14 protein-coding genes are annotated in these 17,166 nt (G+C 48.3%); 8 read left to right on the top strand and 6 right to left on the bottom strand.

The genetic code is table 11. The annotated features are described in order from the left end of the window. The first annotated feature begins 29 nt into the window (after positions 1-29). The 4 genes from NLX82_RS17325 to NLX82_RS17310 all read left to right on the top strand — a co-directional run bounded on the left by NLX82_RS17325 (position 30) and on the right by NLX82_RS17310 (position 4,314). A complete protein-coding gene (locus NLX82_RS17325; protein WP_254348686.1) occupies positions 30-809 on the top strand; it encodes an SDR family NAD(P)-dependent oxidoreductase in 780 nt (259 codons plus the stop codon). Positions 810-931: 122 nt separating this feature from the next. Further along, entirely contained in the window at positions 932-2,323 is a 1,392-nt protein-coding gene (locus NLX82_RS17320; RefSeq protein WP_028541461.1) for a DEAD/DEAH box helicase, read from the top strand. An 18-nt stretch (positions 2,324-2,341) separates the two neighbouring features. After that, complete coding sequence (locus tag NLX82_RS17315) at positions 2,342-3,088, top strand: ABC transporter ATP-binding protein (RefSeq protein WP_013311782.1); 747 nt, start codon at positions 2,342-2,344, stop codon at positions 3,086-3,088. A gap of 2 nt (positions 3,089-3,090) precedes the next feature. Next, entirely contained in the window at positions 3,091-4,314 is a 1,224-nt protein-coding gene (locus NLX82_RS17310; RefSeq protein ID WP_028541462.1) for an ABC transporter permease, read from the top strand. Positions 4,315-4,431: 117 nt separating this feature from the next. Here NLX82_RS17310 and NLX82_RS17305 read toward each other — a convergent pair whose 3' ends face one another. Beyond that, positions 4,432-4,548, bottom strand: a complete 117-nt coding sequence (locus NLX82_RS17305; protein WP_023990126.1) for a hypothetical protein — start codon at positions 4,546-4,548, stop codon at positions 4,432-4,434. 206 nt (positions 4,549-4,754) lie between these two features. Here NLX82_RS17305 and NLX82_RS17295 point away from each other — a divergent pair, with 206 nt between their 5' ends. Then, positions 4,755-6,032 carry a sensor histidine kinase gene (locus tag NLX82_RS17295; protein ID WP_028541463.1) on the top strand — a complete coding sequence of 426 codons (1,278 nt, stop codon included), beginning with the start codon at positions 4,755-4,757 and terminating at the stop codon, positions 6,030-6,032. 100 nt (positions 6,033-6,132) lie between these two features. Here NLX82_RS17295 and NLX82_RS17290 read toward each other — a convergent pair whose 3' ends face one another. Continuing rightward, positions 6,133-7,431, bottom strand: coding sequence for an aminotransferase class I/II-fold pyridoxal phosphate-dependent enzyme (locus NLX82_RS17290; protein ID WP_076159690.1), 1,299 nt, complete (start codon positions 7,429-7,431; stop codon positions 6,133-6,135). A gap of 179 nt (positions 7,432-7,610) precedes the next feature. On the opposite strand from NLX82_RS17290, the gene NLX82_RS17285 reads away from it, so the two are divergent. Continuing rightward, positions 7,611-8,396, top strand: coding sequence for a helix-turn-helix domain-containing protein (locus NLX82_RS17285; RefSeq protein ID WP_023990123.1), 786 nt, complete (start codon positions 7,611-7,613; stop codon positions 8,394-8,396). Positions 8,397-8,581: 185 nt separating this feature from the next. On the opposite strand, the gene asd is transcribed toward NLX82_RS17285, so the two are convergent. Both asd and NLX82_RS17275 read right to left on the bottom strand, forming a co-directional pair. Beyond that, positions 8,582-9,379, bottom strand: a complete 798-nt coding sequence (asd, locus tag NLX82_RS17280; protein WP_028541464.1) for an archaetidylserine decarboxylase — start codon at positions 9,377-9,379, stop codon at positions 8,582-8,584. An 88-nt stretch (positions 9,380-9,467) separates the two neighbouring features. After that, complete coding sequence (locus tag NLX82_RS17275) at positions 9,468-10,595, bottom strand: YheC/YheD family endospore coat-associated protein (RefSeq protein ID WP_023990121.1); 1,128 nt, start codon at positions 10,593-10,595, stop codon at positions 9,468-9,470. 205 nt (positions 10,596-10,800) lie between these two features. Here NLX82_RS17275 and NLX82_RS17270 point away from each other — a divergent pair, with 205 nt between their 5' ends. Both NLX82_RS17270 and NLX82_RS17265 read left to right on the top strand, forming a co-directional pair. Beyond that, complete coding sequence (locus NLX82_RS17270) at positions 10,801-11,964, top strand: glycosyltransferase family 4 protein (RefSeq protein WP_053326033.1); 1,164 nt, start codon at positions 10,801-10,803, stop codon at positions 11,962-11,964. A 113-nt stretch (positions 11,965-12,077) separates the two neighbouring features. Next, positions 12,078-12,857 carry a WIAG-tail domain gene (locus NLX82_RS17265; RefSeq protein ID WP_254348685.1) on the top strand — a complete coding sequence of 260 codons (780 nt, stop codon included), beginning with the start codon at positions 12,078-12,080 and terminating at the stop codon, positions 12,855-12,857. Between the two features lie 129 nt (positions 12,858-12,986). Here NLX82_RS17265 and NLX82_RS17260 read toward each other — a convergent pair whose 3' ends face one another. Both NLX82_RS17260 and NLX82_RS17255 read right to left on the bottom strand, forming a co-directional pair. After that, the gene (locus NLX82_RS17260; protein WP_028541467.1) at positions 12,987-14,786 is read right to left on the bottom strand and encodes a M4 family metallopeptidase; all 1,800 of its coding nucleotides are present in this window, start codon (positions 14,784-14,786) and stop codon (positions 12,987-12,989) included. Positions 14,787-15,253: 467 nt separating this feature from the next. Beyond that, positions 15,254-17,032 carry a M4 family metallopeptidase gene (locus tag NLX82_RS17255; protein ID WP_023990117.1) on the bottom strand — a complete coding sequence of 593 codons (1,779 nt, stop codon included), beginning with the start codon at positions 17,030-17,032 and terminating at the stop codon, positions 15,254-15,256. Between the last annotated feature and the right edge of the window lie 134 nt (positions 17,033-17,166).

The following is a 17,166-nucleotide window of genomic DNA, read 5'->3' as shown; positions in this document are numbered from 1 at the left end:
GCAAGTTTCCTTAATGTGGAGGGATGACCGTGAGTATACTACAGGACAAGATAGTTGTGATTACAGGTGCATCTAGTGGAATTGGCGCCCTTTGCGCTCAGTTGTTAAGCGAAAAGGGCGCGATTCCTATTTTAACAGCACGCTCGCAGGAGCGACTGAAGCAAGTATCTGCGGGAATCAGCGGTAGGCATGAGCTTATCCAACTGGACGTCACCCGCCAGGAGCAGGTAGAGGCTGTTGCTGCACGAGTATTGGAACAGTACGGACGGGTCGATATATTGCTTAACAATGCGGGCTACGGAAAGTTTGAGTATTTTAATGAAACCGACCTGACGGAGTTTGAACAAATGATGGACGTGAACTACATGGGTGTTGTTCGCTGCATCAAGGCGTTTCTGCCGCAAATGACAGAGCGGGGCCATGGACAGATTGTCAATGTAGCATCGATGGCCGGGAAAATCGGGACAGCCAAATCGTCCTCTTACACGGCGACGAAGCATGCGTTGCTTGGTTTCAGCAATGCGCTCAGGCAAGAGCTGCGCGGGAGTGGAGTGACTGTAACGACGGTTAACCCGGGGCCGATCGACACACCGTTTTTTGAGCTGGCAGATCCTTCAGGAGGATATGTTCGAAATGTAAGCTGGTTTATGCTACAACCTGATAAGGTAGCACGGCATATCGTAAGAGCGATGGAGCTTGGCAAAGAGGAGGTTAATCTGCCACGGTGGGTATCTCCTTTTCTCAAGCTGTATCAGTTAGCTCCCAGACTAACCGATAGGCTGGGTCATGGCGTGATGAATAAGAAATAAAAGATGTCCCGTAAGCCATTAGCTATGGTGAGGGACATCTTTTATTTTTGTGATTTGGTAACAGGGCTATTTTCGCATATAATGGAGAGTAACGAATTTACGTATAGGGGTTGGACCTTTTCATGACATTGAATTTTGAATCGCTCGGCGTTGAACAAGATCTGTTGGACAAACTGACTGAGCATGAAATTACACAGCCTTCGCCAGTTCAGGCAGAGGCTATACCGGAAATAATGAAGGGAAAGCATGTTTTGGCGCGTTCACAAACTGGCACAGGCAAGACACTGGCTTATTTGTTGCCGCTGTTGCAAGCGATTGATCCACAGAAAAAGGCTACACAAAAGCTGATACTAGCTCCAAGCCAGGAACTGGCCATGCAAATTGTACGTGAGGGTCAGCGCTACGGAGAGCATCGCGGAATCCGTGTACTCGGTCTGATTGGTGGGGCGGCTATCAAACGTCAAATCGAAAAGCTCAAGGATCATCCACAGCTTGTCGTGGGCACACCAGGACGTGTACGGGAACTCATCGCTTCGAAAAAGTTGAAAATGCACAATATTACAGCCATTGTTATTGATGAGGTGGATCAGATGTTCCAGCTCGGCGGAGCAGGCGATGTAACAAACATATTGGGCACCGCCCAACGTGATCGTCAATTGGTATTCCTGTCCGCAACGCTGAACGATGAGATTCAGTCGCTGGCGAAACGAGAGATGCGTGAATATGTAGAAATTGGGATTGATCCCGACCAGAAGACGGCCAGTGGACTGGAACACTATTACTTTGTATCTGAAGAACGGGATAAAGTGGATATGCTGCGCCGTCTGGTGCGTCATTTTAATCCAAGAAAAGCGCTGGTGTTCGTGAATACAACCAATGCCATCGGGGAGATTGAAGCCAAGCTCAAGCATATGGGGCTGACTACGGCATCCTTGTATGGAGATGCGGATAAAGTCACGCGTAGCAACGTGTTGGCCCGATTCCGCGAGGACAAGCTCAAAGTGCTGGTCGCTTCGGATGTGGCAGCCCGTGGTCTAGATATTGAGGGCCTTGAAATGGTCATTCATTTTGACCCGGCTACGGATAGTCAAGCTTATGTTCACCGTGCAGGACGGACAGGACGGATGGGACGCAAAGGATTGGTGGCGTCGGTTGTCACCGACCGTGAAACGTTCATCATGCGTAAGTTCTCCCGTGAACTGGGCATTGACATCGCAGAGCGTGCGTTGCACGGAGGTCGAGTAGTTGTGCCGCGTCCGGCGGATGCTAAGCGTGCATCTGTAAGACCATCCGAGGCCAGATCCATATCTGACGGTGCACAGACGGAAAACCGTAAGGCACCTGTTCGTACCGAAAACGGACGTCCTGGCAGGAATTCCGCGAACGGTTCAGCTCCAGGCAAGAGCAAAGGAGCAGCCTTGTCCAAAGCAGGAAAAGCACAGCGTGAGCGTGATCGCAAAAACAAGGGTGCACCAAGATGGCTGAAGGAAAAAGGATCAAAACCGAACGAGTAAGGGAGAAGAGGGGGAGCCATGGAACAACAGCCTGTGTTGCAAATTAACGGACTGACCGGCGGATATAGCGCCAAGCGCCCGGTGCTGCATCAGATTTCGCTGGATGTGAAACCGGGCGAAATGGTAGGATTGATCGGTCTGAACGGGGCCGGGAAAAGTACGACCATGAAGCATATTTTGGGCCTGATGACACCGCAGGCCGGAGAAATTCGTGTGCAGGGTCATAAGCAGGATGAAAATCCCGAGGAGTATCAGGGAGCCATTGCTTTTGTACCTGAATCTCCAGAGCTGTATCCTGAAATGACGGTGATGGAGCATATGGAATTCACGGCCAGAGCGTACGGAGTTAGCGAAGCAGATTTCCGCACACGCAGTGATCAAATGCTGGACTTGTTCCGTATGCGGGATAAAAGTGGAAGTATGTCGATGCATCTGTCTAAAGGGATGCGCCAGAAAGTGATGATTATGTGCGCATTTTTAGCGGGACCGCCGTTGTATGTCATAGATGAGCCTTTTTTGGGTTTGGACCCGCTTGGTATTCGTTCCCTGCTTGACTTTATGTTAGAGATGAAGCGTTCGGGTTCGTCCATTCTGCTCAGTTCTCATATTTTGTCCACGATTGAAAATTATTGCGATCGTTTCATTGTACTTCATCAGGGTGCCATCATTGCACAGGGTACGCTGGACGAAGTGACAGCACAGGCGGGTAAGCCGGGCATGCCGCTGGAAGATGCATTTTATGAGCTGGTACAGGGCAGGGAATGAGCATGGATTTGCAACGTTTGCATAAAGAAAGACGTGTAGCGTTCTGGGGACAGGTGCTGCCCTATCTGGGCTATGTCATTCAGAGCGGTCTGGCGGTGGTCTTCGGCTTTGCACTGATTGCCTTTGCCGCATGGTACACGTCGCTGCTGATGCATACTCCACCGGATTTGCCCATCCGCTGGATCATGCTTATTGTGGCTATTCCGATTGCTCATGCGAGCTTTCGTACGTATTTAAACGCGGCGGATATTGTTTTCCTCCGTCCACAGGAGCACGCGATGCACGATTATTTTAAGGCCAGCCGGATTCGGGGTGTGGTGTATAAAATATTCGGTTTGCTATTGCTGTCTATTATCGTGTGGCCGCTGTATATTCGCAGTGATACCGCGCCTAAGCCGCTGCTACTGACCCTGCTACTGTTCGTGCTGTTAAAGCTGCTATTCAGCTACGGCGGCTGGCAAGAGCTTCGCATGGTATCGATTGGCGGGAGTGTAGGCTATCGTCTGCTTCGGTGGGTGTTGGCTGTGCTGATGGTAGCCGCATGGCTATGGCAGCCTCCACTACACAGCGTGCCATTTATCATATTGGTCGGTGTGGTGTACGTGCTTGTTCTGCGTTTTCCGGTCAAGCTGCTAGTGGCTTGGGAAAAGCTGATTCGTACAGAGGGTATGCAGGCTGCTCGGGTGATGCGCACTTTGGGCTGGTTTGTCGATGTGCCCGCCCTTACGCAGAGAGTGACGCCACGTCGTTGGCTGTCCTGGTTGGGAGGTAACATACCTTGGAACAGAAGGGGAGCGTATCGTTACCTGCTGTTTAAGACGTTCCTGCGTACAGAGCCAGCAGGTATTGTCATTCGGCTTGGAATTCTGGGGTTGTTAATTATATATATCACCCATGCTAGCTGGATTGGGATTGCAGTATATTTATTTTTCATATTCCTCATTGGTGTACAGGTCACTTCACTAAGGCAGTATCACAAGGATTCGTTATGGCTTCAGTTATATCCGATTCCTGCGCATAGTCGTCGTGCGTCTTTTCTCGACTTTGTTGTTCGGTTGACGTTGCCGGCTGCTGTGGTTCTGTGGCTTCCTTTTCTGGCAAAAGGAAAGGAAGATCTACTGTCTACACTGCTCACGCTGCTTGGGGGAGTTGCAGTAGTGTTCCTGTTACGAGGCGCTCAAGCCAAAAAATGGCGTTTGGACGGTCAGGATGAAGAAGAAGTGTAATGTGTATCTATGTGAATAAAGTAAAGGCTAATTCGCAAGCAGCAAGAGCTGTCTGCGAATTAGCCTTTTTTTGTATGCTCACTGCTATCGTAGCTGTGGGTGCAGATAATCGTCTGCTTATATGAAGATCGTTTTGCTGATGATAACTAATAAAATGAACAGTACCAGAATTGTTCCTGTGCTTGTAAATGCGCCGTAACCACCGTAACCGCCTCTTGTTTCTTCTGCTCCCATGCTCATTCTCCTCTCGGTCATTGTGATAAAGGATACATCGTATCTTATGAAGTGGATTTTCAGATTGCGTGGGCCAATGCTCAGGTGTGTTGCCGAATCGCCTTATATTTTTCATCAGATGTAGGGGAGGATAGAGGAAAAGGCACGTATTATCGAGAATAGAAGAAGTACGTAGTCATTATCACTTGGAAAGTGGGAAAGACGAGATGCTGGTAGATAAGCTGCTCGTGAACATATTTCTTGTGTTTGTACCGTTATTAGTATATAGCGCTTTGTCAGATCATCGGCATAGGAAACATACCCCGTTGCTTATGGGAGGGGTGTTGGGTGTGTCTTCTGTGCTTTGCCTTATGTTTTCGTACATTTGGTATGGATTATATTGGGATCTCCGATATGTTCCTTTGATCCTCTCTGTTTTATATTTTGGTCCTAAGGCAGGGCTTCTGAATATAACGCTGATAGTGATGGCTCGTATGTATATAGATCCTGAGTCTATGGTGGTGAGCTTTCCCAGCATGATGTTGTGTTATTTGGGCCCTCTCTTGGTAAGAAAAAAGTTTATGCAGCTCAATAGTATGTTGCTTCGGGTGGGCATGAATATGCTAATGAGTATATGGACCAATATTGCCATGCTTATATTTTTGTTAATACATTCCTGGGCCAATGGCAGGCTGGATAAGGATGAGGTCGAGCTGATCCGGGCAATACTCTGGTTCGGTGTGATTCAATTCCTAAGCATTGGAGCCTCCTCTTTCTGGATGGAGTTTAGTTTGGAACGGGAAGAAATGAGAAGAAAGATTAAATATGCTGAGCATCTGAATACCTTAGGTGAACTGGCTGCCTCTATGGCTCATGAAGTAAGGAATCCGTTGACCGTGGTTAAAGGGTTCCTGCAAATGGTTCAGTCAGGGCTAGAAGGGAAAAATCGCAGATATATTGCTTTGGCACTAGCAGAGGTCGATCGGGCTGAAAGAATTATTAGCGACTATCTGAACTTATCCAGACCGCAGATTGGGAACACAGAGCTGATGGATCTGTCTGGCATGGTTCAACAGATTGTTTTGCTTTTGAAACCGATGGCGACCAAGCAAGGCGTAAGACTGTATACTGAGCTAAGGAATGAAATATACGTACATATGGATCGTAATCAGCTGTTACAGGCGTTAATACATGTGACGAAAAATGCGATCGAAGCTGCGGATGATGGAGGCAGGGTATACATAAAGCTGGCGATTCAGGAAGAGAAGGCATGTCTGCATATTAGGGATACGGGAAAAGGCATGAGTCAGGAGCACCTGGAGCGAGTGGGGACTTTGTTTTTTTCAACCAAAGAGGTAGGAACAGGACTGGGAACGGTCGTCTCCTTTCGAATCATTGAAGCCATGAACGGAAGTATACACTATGAGAGTGAGCCCGGAGTCGGAACTGAGGTAGTCATCCTGCTGCCACTCGCACAGAAATCTTTGCTCGCTGCTGAAGGATAGTTTGTTTCGAAGTGTCATTCACAATGGTTCAGCCCATTAAAAAGCGGTATGCGCAACATCTGGCATACCGCTAATGATGCTATATTTAATCTGTTACATATTAGGTGTTCAACAAATCTTGTGCGCCACGGTAAACAATGTCATACAGGTCTTCCAGATACTCTTCCTCGATACATGAGAATGCGATTCGGAGGTCATATTCACCCAGCGCAATTGTTCCTACCCCATATTGTTCCAGCAAATGTGTGCGCAGTCGTTCAGCGGACAAGCCGTTCAGCTTGAGACACATAAAATAACCCGAATTGAAAGGATAGTAGCTCCATACATCTCCGTATTTTCCACTATCGAGCAACGCTTTGACTTTGTTAGCCCGTCCCTTCATAATCTGGAACTTTTCTTTCTTCTGTTGTTCAAAGTCCGTTGACTTGAGGGCATCCAGGACGAAGGTTTGAGATGGGTGAGGACCGCTCGAAATCGTTGCCCGAATAATCCCTAATGTTTTTTGTTCCAGTGCGCTCAGTACATCCTGATGTTCCGAAGCAAAGGTAATAAATCCGACACGGAAGCCCCAAACGAATTCTTCCTTGGTAGCTCCGTCAATTTTGACTGGTAGAATTCTCGGATGAAGTCCAGCTAACTGACCGAATAGTGATTCATGCAGGGAGTCCTCGAAGAACAGACCAAAATAAGCGTCATCCGTCACAACTACGACATTGATGCCCGCTTCCGCGGCTTCCTGGATGGCAGCAACAATTGCTTTACCCTCTTCCACTCCCGGTGTGTAGCCTGTTGGGTTATTCGGGAAGTTCAGCACAACGATCGCTTTGCCGTATTCTTTCTGTGCCAGTAGCGCGTCGCGTAATCCTTCACTATTAAAACGTTGATCCTCTGTGAACAACGGGAAATTCACCAAACGTCCATGACGGCGAATACCGAAAGTCAGCTCATAGTTTTCCCAGTTTTTGTCTGGGTAAATGACAGCATCCCCTTCATCCGTGAACAGGTCGGCAACGATGCTCAAACCGTGGGTCAGCGCGTTCGTAACTACGGGTTGGCCGTAACTTTTTCCAGCCAATGAAGGGTTTTCCTTCAGCATTTTGTCACGCCATACACTACGAAGTTCAGGTTTGCCCGCAGGGGGAGCGTAAGGGTATAAATCCTTGGGATTGTAAGCGGACAACTTCTCCTGAATGACCTCCAAATGCATAGGACCATTGCCTTCAGTAGCAATGCCAATCGTGGCGTTGTACTTTTTAGCAAGCTTCCCTGCTTCTGCGGATTGACTCAAAATCCCTTCTTTTGGGAAATAAATTTCTTTCCCTAAAAGAGAAAGCATTTGATATACATGCTCGTTGCCTGTCTGAATGTTTTGGTTTAACTGCGCTGCCAGTGGATTCATTCCCGTTTCATCCTTCCAAGTCATTTTGATTACATATTATAGCATTACACACGGTAAGCGTCACGCAAAAGCATCTGGAACATAAAAGCGCATTTTTTTGCTTAATGACGGCGCTGAGCTTATATTATAAATTAACGGGATAAAGGACAACCAAAGATGAACAAGAGGAGGTGCAGATTTTGCTGGATACATCTGCGTCATCGTTTATCCTGTTGTCGGCTTTCGCCAAAATTGTGTGCGAGCCGGGCTGGAAGTGGCAGGTACGCGAGAAGCCGATGCCAAACTATGATTTATTTTATGTATGGAGCGGAGAAGGAACAGTGATCTTAAACGGGACGTCGTATCCGGTAAGCAAGGGGAGTTGCTTCCTGTTCAAGCCGGGGGATGATACCCGTGCCACACATAACCCGCAAAAGCCGCTCATACTTACCTATATTCATTTTGATCTTATCGAACAGCCAAAGCTTATCCCTGCAAGCTACCGTATGCTGGAGGAAACGTTCGAGGTAGAGCATATGCTTGCCAGATACGTTCGACTACGTCTGGAGCGTGCTTACGGAGCTGACGAGGAAGGCAAGCTAATCCTGAAACAACTGATGATTCATCTGCTGCGTGCGGACCGCAAGGAGCCTCAGGAGCAACAGGCCAGTAACCAGCTCACCGAGGTCATTCGGGAAACGGCCAACTATGTGCGTCAGCATCCGGGACTTCCTCATCGCGTCGAGGATTTGGCTGCACGGGCGGGGCTGTCACCGCGTTATTTTTCGATTAAATTCAAGGAGCTGCTGGGTGTGTCCGCGCAATCTCATATTATCAGCATGCGGATTGAGCGTGCACAGCATCTATTACTACATGCCGGAATGAATGTGACCGAGGTGGCAGAGGCTCTGGGGTATCGTGACATCTTTTTTTTCAGCCGCCAATTCAAGCAGTATACGGGGAAAAGTCCGTCTGAGATCCGGTAATGCTATGGACGGTGGACAAGCTGTTTCGGATTTAGGCGTAATGGGATTAACGAATAACGAATATAAAGGATAAATTCCAAAAAGGACCCGAGCAGTTACGCCGGGTCCTTTTTTTATGAGCAATTTAGCATCATCCGATCCCGATGCTCATATGTGTAGCTATAATACGGTTACGGTAAATTCACTTATGCTTTGGGATCATGTCGAAAGCAACCCAGACGTTGTCCCATTTTCACCGCATCCCCCGGCTTCAATGCGGGGTCTGGATCAAACGTGCCGTTTTCAGTTAGCAAAACGACAGTTGATCCAAATTCGAAATAGGCGAGATCGTCTCCTTTTGTCCATGAGACGGCTTTATCATCCGTATATTTGATGCTACTCACATTCATTGCGCCAACCTTGACGACCGCCACCTCACCATATTCATGGGCAATGTACGTAATCTGTCGTTCATTGCGGCTAAGAACTGCTCGCATATGTTGCAAGCCGAAGTCATTCACTGGGTATACCTTGCCGCGCAGATGTTCTTTTTCTACCAGCGTACCGGATACTGGTGCATGAATGCGATGATAATCCGTCGGGCTGAGATAGAGTACAAAAGCATAGCCGTGTGTGTATTTTTCAAGACGCGGAGAGCGGTTAAGAAGCTCTTCCAGCGTATAGTCCTGCCCTTTGACATCCAAAAGAGTGCCGGACGTAATTGGGCCAGTGAAAGTAATCCGTGCATCCACCGGACTGGTCATCACCTCGGCGTTCGTATCAATCGGGCGCATGCCCGCTTTTAATTTGCGTGTAAAATAGGCGTTTAGGGAACGGTATTCCTTCCATTCCTGTTCCGCCTCATGCGTCTGGATCTGGTACGTACGTATAAAGGTGGGGATAAAAAGTCGGCTTGCACCGCTTTGCGCGAAGGAGCCTACAATCCGGCACACCCACTTGCGCGATGATAGCTCCGTCATGAGCCGCAGCCACTGTTTTGCCATTACAGATCCCCCTTGTTCATTTCCGAGCCGTCTTGGCCGGAACCTGTCCGGCCGCTCTGAACTATATTGACACAGAATGTGACGTAAATCAATACAGTGGACGGCCTGGTGAACGTTCGGTGTCTGACGAAGGCATCCGTTCGAGAAGCCAACGAGCGTAAGCCATCGGCTGAGTGTATGTTTCTTTCCAGACATTGTGCATGCCCGCCTGGCTGAAGCCATAGCGCTGATCACGACCGTTGCATTCGATAAAAACAATCTTGCCCTCATGGGTAATTCCCAGATCCAGACCGACGTCGGCGAGACGGGGAAGGGTTTGTGCCAGTCGGTGCACGATTTGTAACGAGAGTCGCTCCAATTCATTCATCAGCCGGACTGCGTTCGAAGTCTGAACCGTCTCGGTTTGTGATAATACCTCCAGTAAAGAACGGGCCGTACCGCCCTGTGCAACATTGGAAACGAAGGTGTGGGAAGGAGCAATTTTAGCATACATGCCTGTCACACCCCAGATACCGCCATATCCGCGCTGAACTGACACACGGACATCAAACGGACGATTATTGTTCAAAGCAAGCGGTATGGTTTCCTGTACGATATGAGGCACATGCAGCAGTCGTTTGTGTAGAAATAATGGGAGTTCCCCAACATTCAAACGTAGTGTGGACCAACGCTCAGGTATAGCCGGATGAGCACATTGCAAAGTCCAGCCTCCGCGGGAATGCCGCAGACGCATAATTCCTCTACCTACGCTACCGCTACTGGGTTTAATTACAACATCTCCGGTTTCCTCCATCAAGGTATGGATGGAGGAAAGGTTGCCTTGCAATGTTTTGGGGAGGTGGATGCGTAGCAAAGGGTCTTCTTGCAGAATTGCATGTATATGGTCTTTGTGGAAACGGTTTTGTTCATTAAAAATATAGAATCCCTTTTGTACAAGCTTGTTGATATCGCTAGCATTTTCATTTTGCCGATAGAGAGTCCGATTGTGGATGACCGGCGGCAACGGAAGAGTCATCTGCCGATACTCGTTGCCGTGTTTAACAAAAGCCCGGCATGTTCCGGTCGCTATATGAATATCCTCCAGACGAAGAAAGCAGGGGATGAGCTCGTAGCTTAACCCGGCGTCCTCGTAATTGGCGATAGATTCATATCGCGTCCTCATGGCGGGAATGCCCCGGTAGGTTGCCGGGTTGAGCATGACGCCGACATGCAACATGAGTATGTCCGCCCTCCTTGTAGTCACTCCAACTGATCATACTGTGATTCTAGTCCATCATATGTATCAAAGATCGGCCAGGCATGGACGCTAGCCTTGCGGTAAGCCCAAAGTTAGAAGCGAGGCACCTTTCAGGGAGGCGGACGATATGATACAAGATGATTGTTGAAGAGTGTTGGAATAGGGTCAGAAAGTAGGTGAGGTGATGCAGAGGCCGAAGGTAGCAGTCGTTACACCGGGCTCCTTTGTTATACCTTCGCCCCGCAGCAGTTCTGTGGAGCGGGTAATTGCCCACATGGTACCGCTGGCTAGTCATGAGCTCCAAGCGCAGATCTATGGCATAAAGGGAGCAGAGGCACCTGATCATGGCGATGTCGACGGAATTCCCTGCATGCGTTATAAGCGGGGAGCAGGTTATATTTCTGAGGTGATTGCTGATTTAAAGAGATGGTTACCAGCGGTAGTAGATGTACACAACCGTCCGGCAGTTGCGTATGCAATTCGCGAGGCTTTACCCGATAGTCGGGTTGTGCTGACTTTGCATTCGACCACGTTCATCCGGGAGCCCCACCTCAAACGGGAGGAGATGGGTAGGCTGCTGGCATCGATGGATCGCATTATCGTGAACAGTGCGTATTTGGGGGCAATCGTAGCTTCTGACTGTCCCGACGCGGTCAGGGAACGCATCGTCATAAACAAGCTGGGTATCCATCCCGGTGATTTCCTACCAAGGTGGACTCCTGCAGCAGAAGCGGCCAGATCGGCGCGATTGGACGATTTCGGCTGGTCAGGCCGTCAAATCGTGTTATTCGCGGGCAGACTGATGCCAGGAAAGGGCGTTCACCGACTGCTCAAGGCCCTGCGGCATGTCGTCCGCGCCTGCCCGGACATACTGCTGCTCATTGCAGGTAGTGCCTATTACGGGCATGACCGCCTCACGCCGTACACGGCGTCGTTGCATCGGCAGATGCGTAAACTAAGGTTGGGGAAGCATGTGCAATTCCTAGACTATGTTCCGCATCCAGCATTGGCCTCGCTATATCAGCTAGCCGATGTGACCGTTGTTCCTTCAGTGAAGGATGAGGCCTTCGGGCTGGTCAATCTGGAAGCCATGGCAGCAGGAGTGCCTGTGGTCGCTTCACGAATCGGCGGTATTCCGGAAGTTGTACAACACGGCGAGACAGGCTGGCTTGTGTATCCGTCTCACGGTGAGCAGGAAATGGCCGATGCCATCATCAGGCTGCTCCAGCAACCTGGCTTGCGACGACGGATGGGAGAAGCCGGGCTTGACGAGGTACGAAGACGATTTTTATGGCAGCACTCAGCACAACGCTGGGCACAAATCATAACGGACTGCGCAACGGAGTGACGTAGGCGCTGTTACGCGCATAGGCTATCTTATAGGCATTAGCCATGATTTCCAGCCGGGTGAATGAAGCGGGGCGACCGCTGGTTCACTCCTGTGCCAAAGGAGCGATCATCATGAACCATCGTACGAACCATAGCCCTAAGGATAAAAGAACAGCGCGGCGTAACCTTTCCAATGCAGTTCCCTCACCCCGTGTTAACAAGGAGAAAGCGGCTTCGACTTCCGGCAGTCATAGACTGAGCCAGCGCGGGACGGCAACGGTCCCTGCTCCCGTAGAGAAGGATACCTCGGTTCAAGCTATAGAGGAAGCGGCATGGAAGAAGCATAAGCTTCCCAAAACGCTAGAGGAAGCGATGCAGATGAATCGAGCATCTGTACTGCTGTTGTCTGTGCCTGAGTCAGATACGGAAGGCAGGATGGATAACGATAAACCGTCTATTACGACGGAAGATCAGGCAGAGCAAGATTCATTACTGGATTGTTCCATAACCAGTATTCACATTGCGGAAGGAAGACACCGCCCAAAGCAACGCGTGGTCTTGCCTGAGCAAGATATCGATCCAGCTTTCGATACGGAGAAAGAATTAGACTTGAATGCCATTCACGACGAATCAGCGACCAGTGACGAGGCTTCTGACGATCATATAGCTTCATCTCAATATGGGAGCATTTCTTTTCATCTCCCCGCACGAGCGGATAGGGGCGAAGTGAGCGTTGTATTTGAGAAGCCTTTTATAGATACACAATATGTAATCACTGCCAGTGCGAGTATACCGGGAGTGCTGGTATCCGTCACACATCGTCAGAGGTATTCAGCAGTACTTACTGTGGAACGCATACACTCAGGTCCGATATGTGAAGGGTTGGTCCTTTGGATTGCGATGGGGCAATAATAAGAAGCCAGGAATATAAGTTGCCAATAATCAACTTCATACTAGAAAAAGGCGTCCCACAGTGGGACGCCGTATACATAAGAGGGAAGGGGGAAAACTTGTAATATCGGGGAAGTTTGTATTTATTACTTATCTCACACCTACAGCGTCAAAAGACTTAATAGCAGAGGTTACGGCTATTGAATTTTCACCATAACTATCTTTGGCCGCTTGGATAACAGCGGCACGCGCGGTGGAGAAGTTAGACGTGGAAGTCAGATAATTGGTGAAGGCATTATAATAAATATATACGGCTGCATCACGTCCGATTCCATCTACCTTGACACCATGGAAGGTGCCTCCTTGTGCCAGTAGATAGTAGGCTTTATTAATAATGCCACTATTAATATGGGCTCCACCATAATCCTCGTTGTTAGGATCAGGATAGAGATTGCTGTAGTGATCGACTTGACCGTATTTGACAGGATCGGAAAGGGAGCGAATGGCGTCGCCCTTAATATTAGGGGTATAAGCGACTTTGCCGAAGTCCCAATTGGTACGCTCAATGTCGTTGCCTATAATATCTGAGATGGCTTCACTTAATGCACCAGATTCAGCGAAATACACGAGCCCTGATGAATGCTCGGTCACACCGTGTGTCAGCTCATGGGCAACAATTTCAAGGTCGCTGCTGAAAGGGGCAAATAACGTGCCGTCTCCGTCTCCGTAAAGCATATGAGTGCCGCCCCAGTGGGCATTATTGTAGTTCTTTGCGCCGTAATGGACTGCCGAAGCGATGGCCATGCCATGCCCGTCAATGCTGTCGCGTCCAAATCTATCCTTGTAATAATCGTAAGTGCGGATAGCGTAAGCGTGGGCATCCACCGCAGCCGGATCTTCCCATACGTTATCTGAATCTGTATACAGGGTGCCGGGGAGCGTCTCGGTGTTGTGGACGTTATAAGTTAGGATTCCTTTACCACGAGTCGTATCCTTTAGTTGATACTTCTTGCCCGAAGCTGTTGTTTCAAATGTTTTGGTATCACCGAATACACCGCGCCCTGTGCCGATCACTTCGTTAAGGATGTCATACTTGAATACGATTTTTCCATCATTAGCGTCAATAAAGTAACGTGTGCGCAGCAGAGTGGGTTGTAAAGTATTAACTTCGGTTACATAGACTAGACGTGTTGAGTCTCCATCGGGATAGATATACAGTTCTGCTTTAGGGTCCACGCTTGGTTCCAGATTGGCAATTTTGGGGATAGAGGATGCAGGCTCTACCGCTTCCAATTTACTGTCCTCCAGTTCAGCTGCTTTATCCAAATCCAAGGAGTCCTTATCAAGAGAGATTGATAATTCATTGTTAGATGCTTTTTCGTAAGTGTCTTTACTTACACTACTTGTATCCTCGTAAGGTTCAGGAACGATTTGGACGGAGGAAGAGAGAGATTGAACCCGTATAGCTGCATCTTCATATGCGGTATATACAGCCTCAGTAGCACTGATTTTTGGAGTTGTATTTTCTTTAGCATCGGCTTGTTGATCTTCTGAAATGACCGCTCCCAAATAAGAGGTGATTTGACCAGACTTGTTTACATGGATGGTCTGTTCGGCTCCAAATACGGGAATTCCGTCTACGTATTGTTTTAACCGATAATGCTTTGTACCAAATTTGTCACTGGTACGATCCACGATACGAAATTGCTCGCGCACATGGGAACCGATGTGGGTATTGTCCAGACTCAATAATGTTTTTTGTTGTCGATTTAAAAAGCTCCAGACCAGATTGTCGCCTGTTACCGTTGAAGGGGACTTCCAGTTCACCGTTTGGAATGTTGGCGTAAACTGAGTCGGATCGGGAACAGAATTTTCAGCTGCGGAGGCCCCCGGCGCTATAGATCCTAATAACATAGCCCCTCCAAGAAGTGAAACCCATACTTTTTTCAATTCATACTCACTCTCCCTAATTAATGTTGGGGTGAAAAACACCCTGTTTGCAGAAGCTATTCGTCATATATGTAAGTCTTGTTGCTCCTTTGAAACGTGAAGAGGATTGAAAAAAATTACCTTATGTAAAATATTAAGGTTTATTTTTTTGCAATCTCATCGTCTTGGCTCTGATATTAGCACAGAGGTTGTCGAACGAGAAGGTTAATTTTACAAAATACCCCAAAATGAATCTTTAGTCCCTGATTTACTGTTTATTTGTCTTATTTAGTCGAAAATGATCGAAGGGACCCGATGAACAAGAAAAGGGCGCCCCTTTGAGGGGACGCCATAAATAAGGGGGGAAGGGGCGCAGACTTGTACACTGCACCCCTATTTTTTCGTCCATTGTATGAGTCAGGGCCAAGTGACAGTTGCACAACGGCAAAGGTCTATGGACGGGATATGAGGATTATAGCGTATATGATTTAGTTTACGCCTACAGCGTCAAAAGATTTGGCAGCTGCAGTTGCTTCTGCTGAGTTCGCACCGTACTGATCTTTTGCTGCTTGGATCACAGCAGCGCGTGCGTTGGAGAAGTCGGAAGAAGAAGTCAGGTAGTTCGTAAAGGCACTATAGTAAATTTGAACCGCTGCATCGCGGCCAATTCCATTTACAGTTACGCCATGGAAAGTACCACCTTGTGCTAACAGATAGTAGGCTTTATTGATAATACCGCTGTTCGTATGAACGCCGCCGTTATCGGAGCTGCCTGTATACAAGTTGGAATAGTGATCTGGTTGATCGTACAGGGTAGGATTGGACATAGAGCGCAGAGCATCGCCTGCAATGTTTGGCGTATAAATATCATCGCCTACAAGCCAATTTTTACGCTGAATGTCATTACCGATGACGTCCGAGAAAGCCTCATTCAATGCACCGGACTCTCCGTAATACTCCAAATTCGAAGTATACTCTGTGACACCGTGCGTAAGTTCATGACCTACCACATCGGGGTCCCCGCTGAATGCGATAAATGTGCTACCGTCCCCGTCTCCATAAGTCATTTGGGAGCCATTCCAGAAGGCGTTGTTGTAACGGCTACCGTAATGGACTGTCGAACGGAGTTGCAGCCCGCGTCCGTCAATGCTGTTGCGTCCAAATTTGGCCTTATAGTAATCATATGTTTTGGCAGCATACGTATGGGCATCCACGCCGGCTGGATCATTCCATACATTATCGGCATCGGTCAGAATGGTACCTGGGATGCTTTGACGGTTGGAGGCCGTGTAGGTCACAACCCCGTTACCGCGCGTTGTATCTTTTAACTGGTAGCTACTTCCGGAAGCAGTTGTGGTGAATGATTTGGTATCACCAAGCACACCTTTACCTGTGCCTGTCGCTTCATTAATGATGTCATACTGGAATACGATGCTGCCATCATTGGCATCAATAATGTAGCGAGTACGCAGTGGGGCAGGTTCTAAAACATTGACTTCTGTTACATAAACCAGCTGCAGGTCATCCCCTTTAGGATAGAAGTACAGATCGGCTTTAGGATCTACTTCTGGCTGCAGATTAGCGATTTTGGCAATGGAACTTTTTTCTGCTTCCACCGCTTCAATTTTGCTATCTTTCAGGGCAGATGCTTTATCAAGACTCAGCTCGTCCTTATCAGTAGATAGCGTTTTTTCGTTGTTAGCTGCTTCGGCGTAAGTGTCTTTGCTTACACTGCTTTGTTCCTCAACATCTTTAGAAATCGTATCGTCGGAGGTAGGGAGGGCTTCAATCCGTGCAGCTGCTTCTTTATATGCAGTGTAGACCGCTTCAGAAGCGCTGATTTTTGGAGTTGTACCTTGCGTAGCTTCAGCTTGCTGATCCTCAGTAACCACCGCTCCTAAGTAAGAGGTGACCTCACCAGATTTGCCCACATGAATAGTCTGTTCAGCTCCATATACGGGAATCCCGTTTACATACTGTTTCAGCCGATAATGGCTCACACCGGACTTGTCGCTTGTGCGATCAACGATTCGGAATTGTTCACGTACACTAGAGTCGTCCGCACCCAGTAACGATTTCTTTTGCCGATTCAAATAGCTCCATACAATGTCGTCCCCCGATACCGAGGAAGGGGCTTTCCATTGCTCGGCGTGAAAGGTCGGTGTAAGCTGAGTTGGCCCCGAAACGGAACTCTCCGCTGATGCACCAGACGCGACAGACCCTAATAACATAGCTCCTCCAAGAAGCGAAACCCATACTTTTTTCATTAAAAATTCACTCTCCTCGATTAATGTCAGGATGAATCATCCTGTCTTGAATAAGGCATTGCGCCATTTATGTAGGTCGTGTTGTCGTCTGGAATAGAAGAAAATGGAACATGAAGAGAAATACCGAAGTGTTT

This window comes from Paenibacillus sp. A3M_27_13 (assembly GCF_024213315.1).
GTDB lineage: Bacteria > Bacillota > Bacilli > Paenibacillales > Paenibacillaceae > Paenibacillus > Paenibacillus polymyxa_B.
The sequence above is the reverse complement of the archived record's forward strand: the minus strand, read 5'-3'. Positions and strand labels throughout refer to the sequence as shown.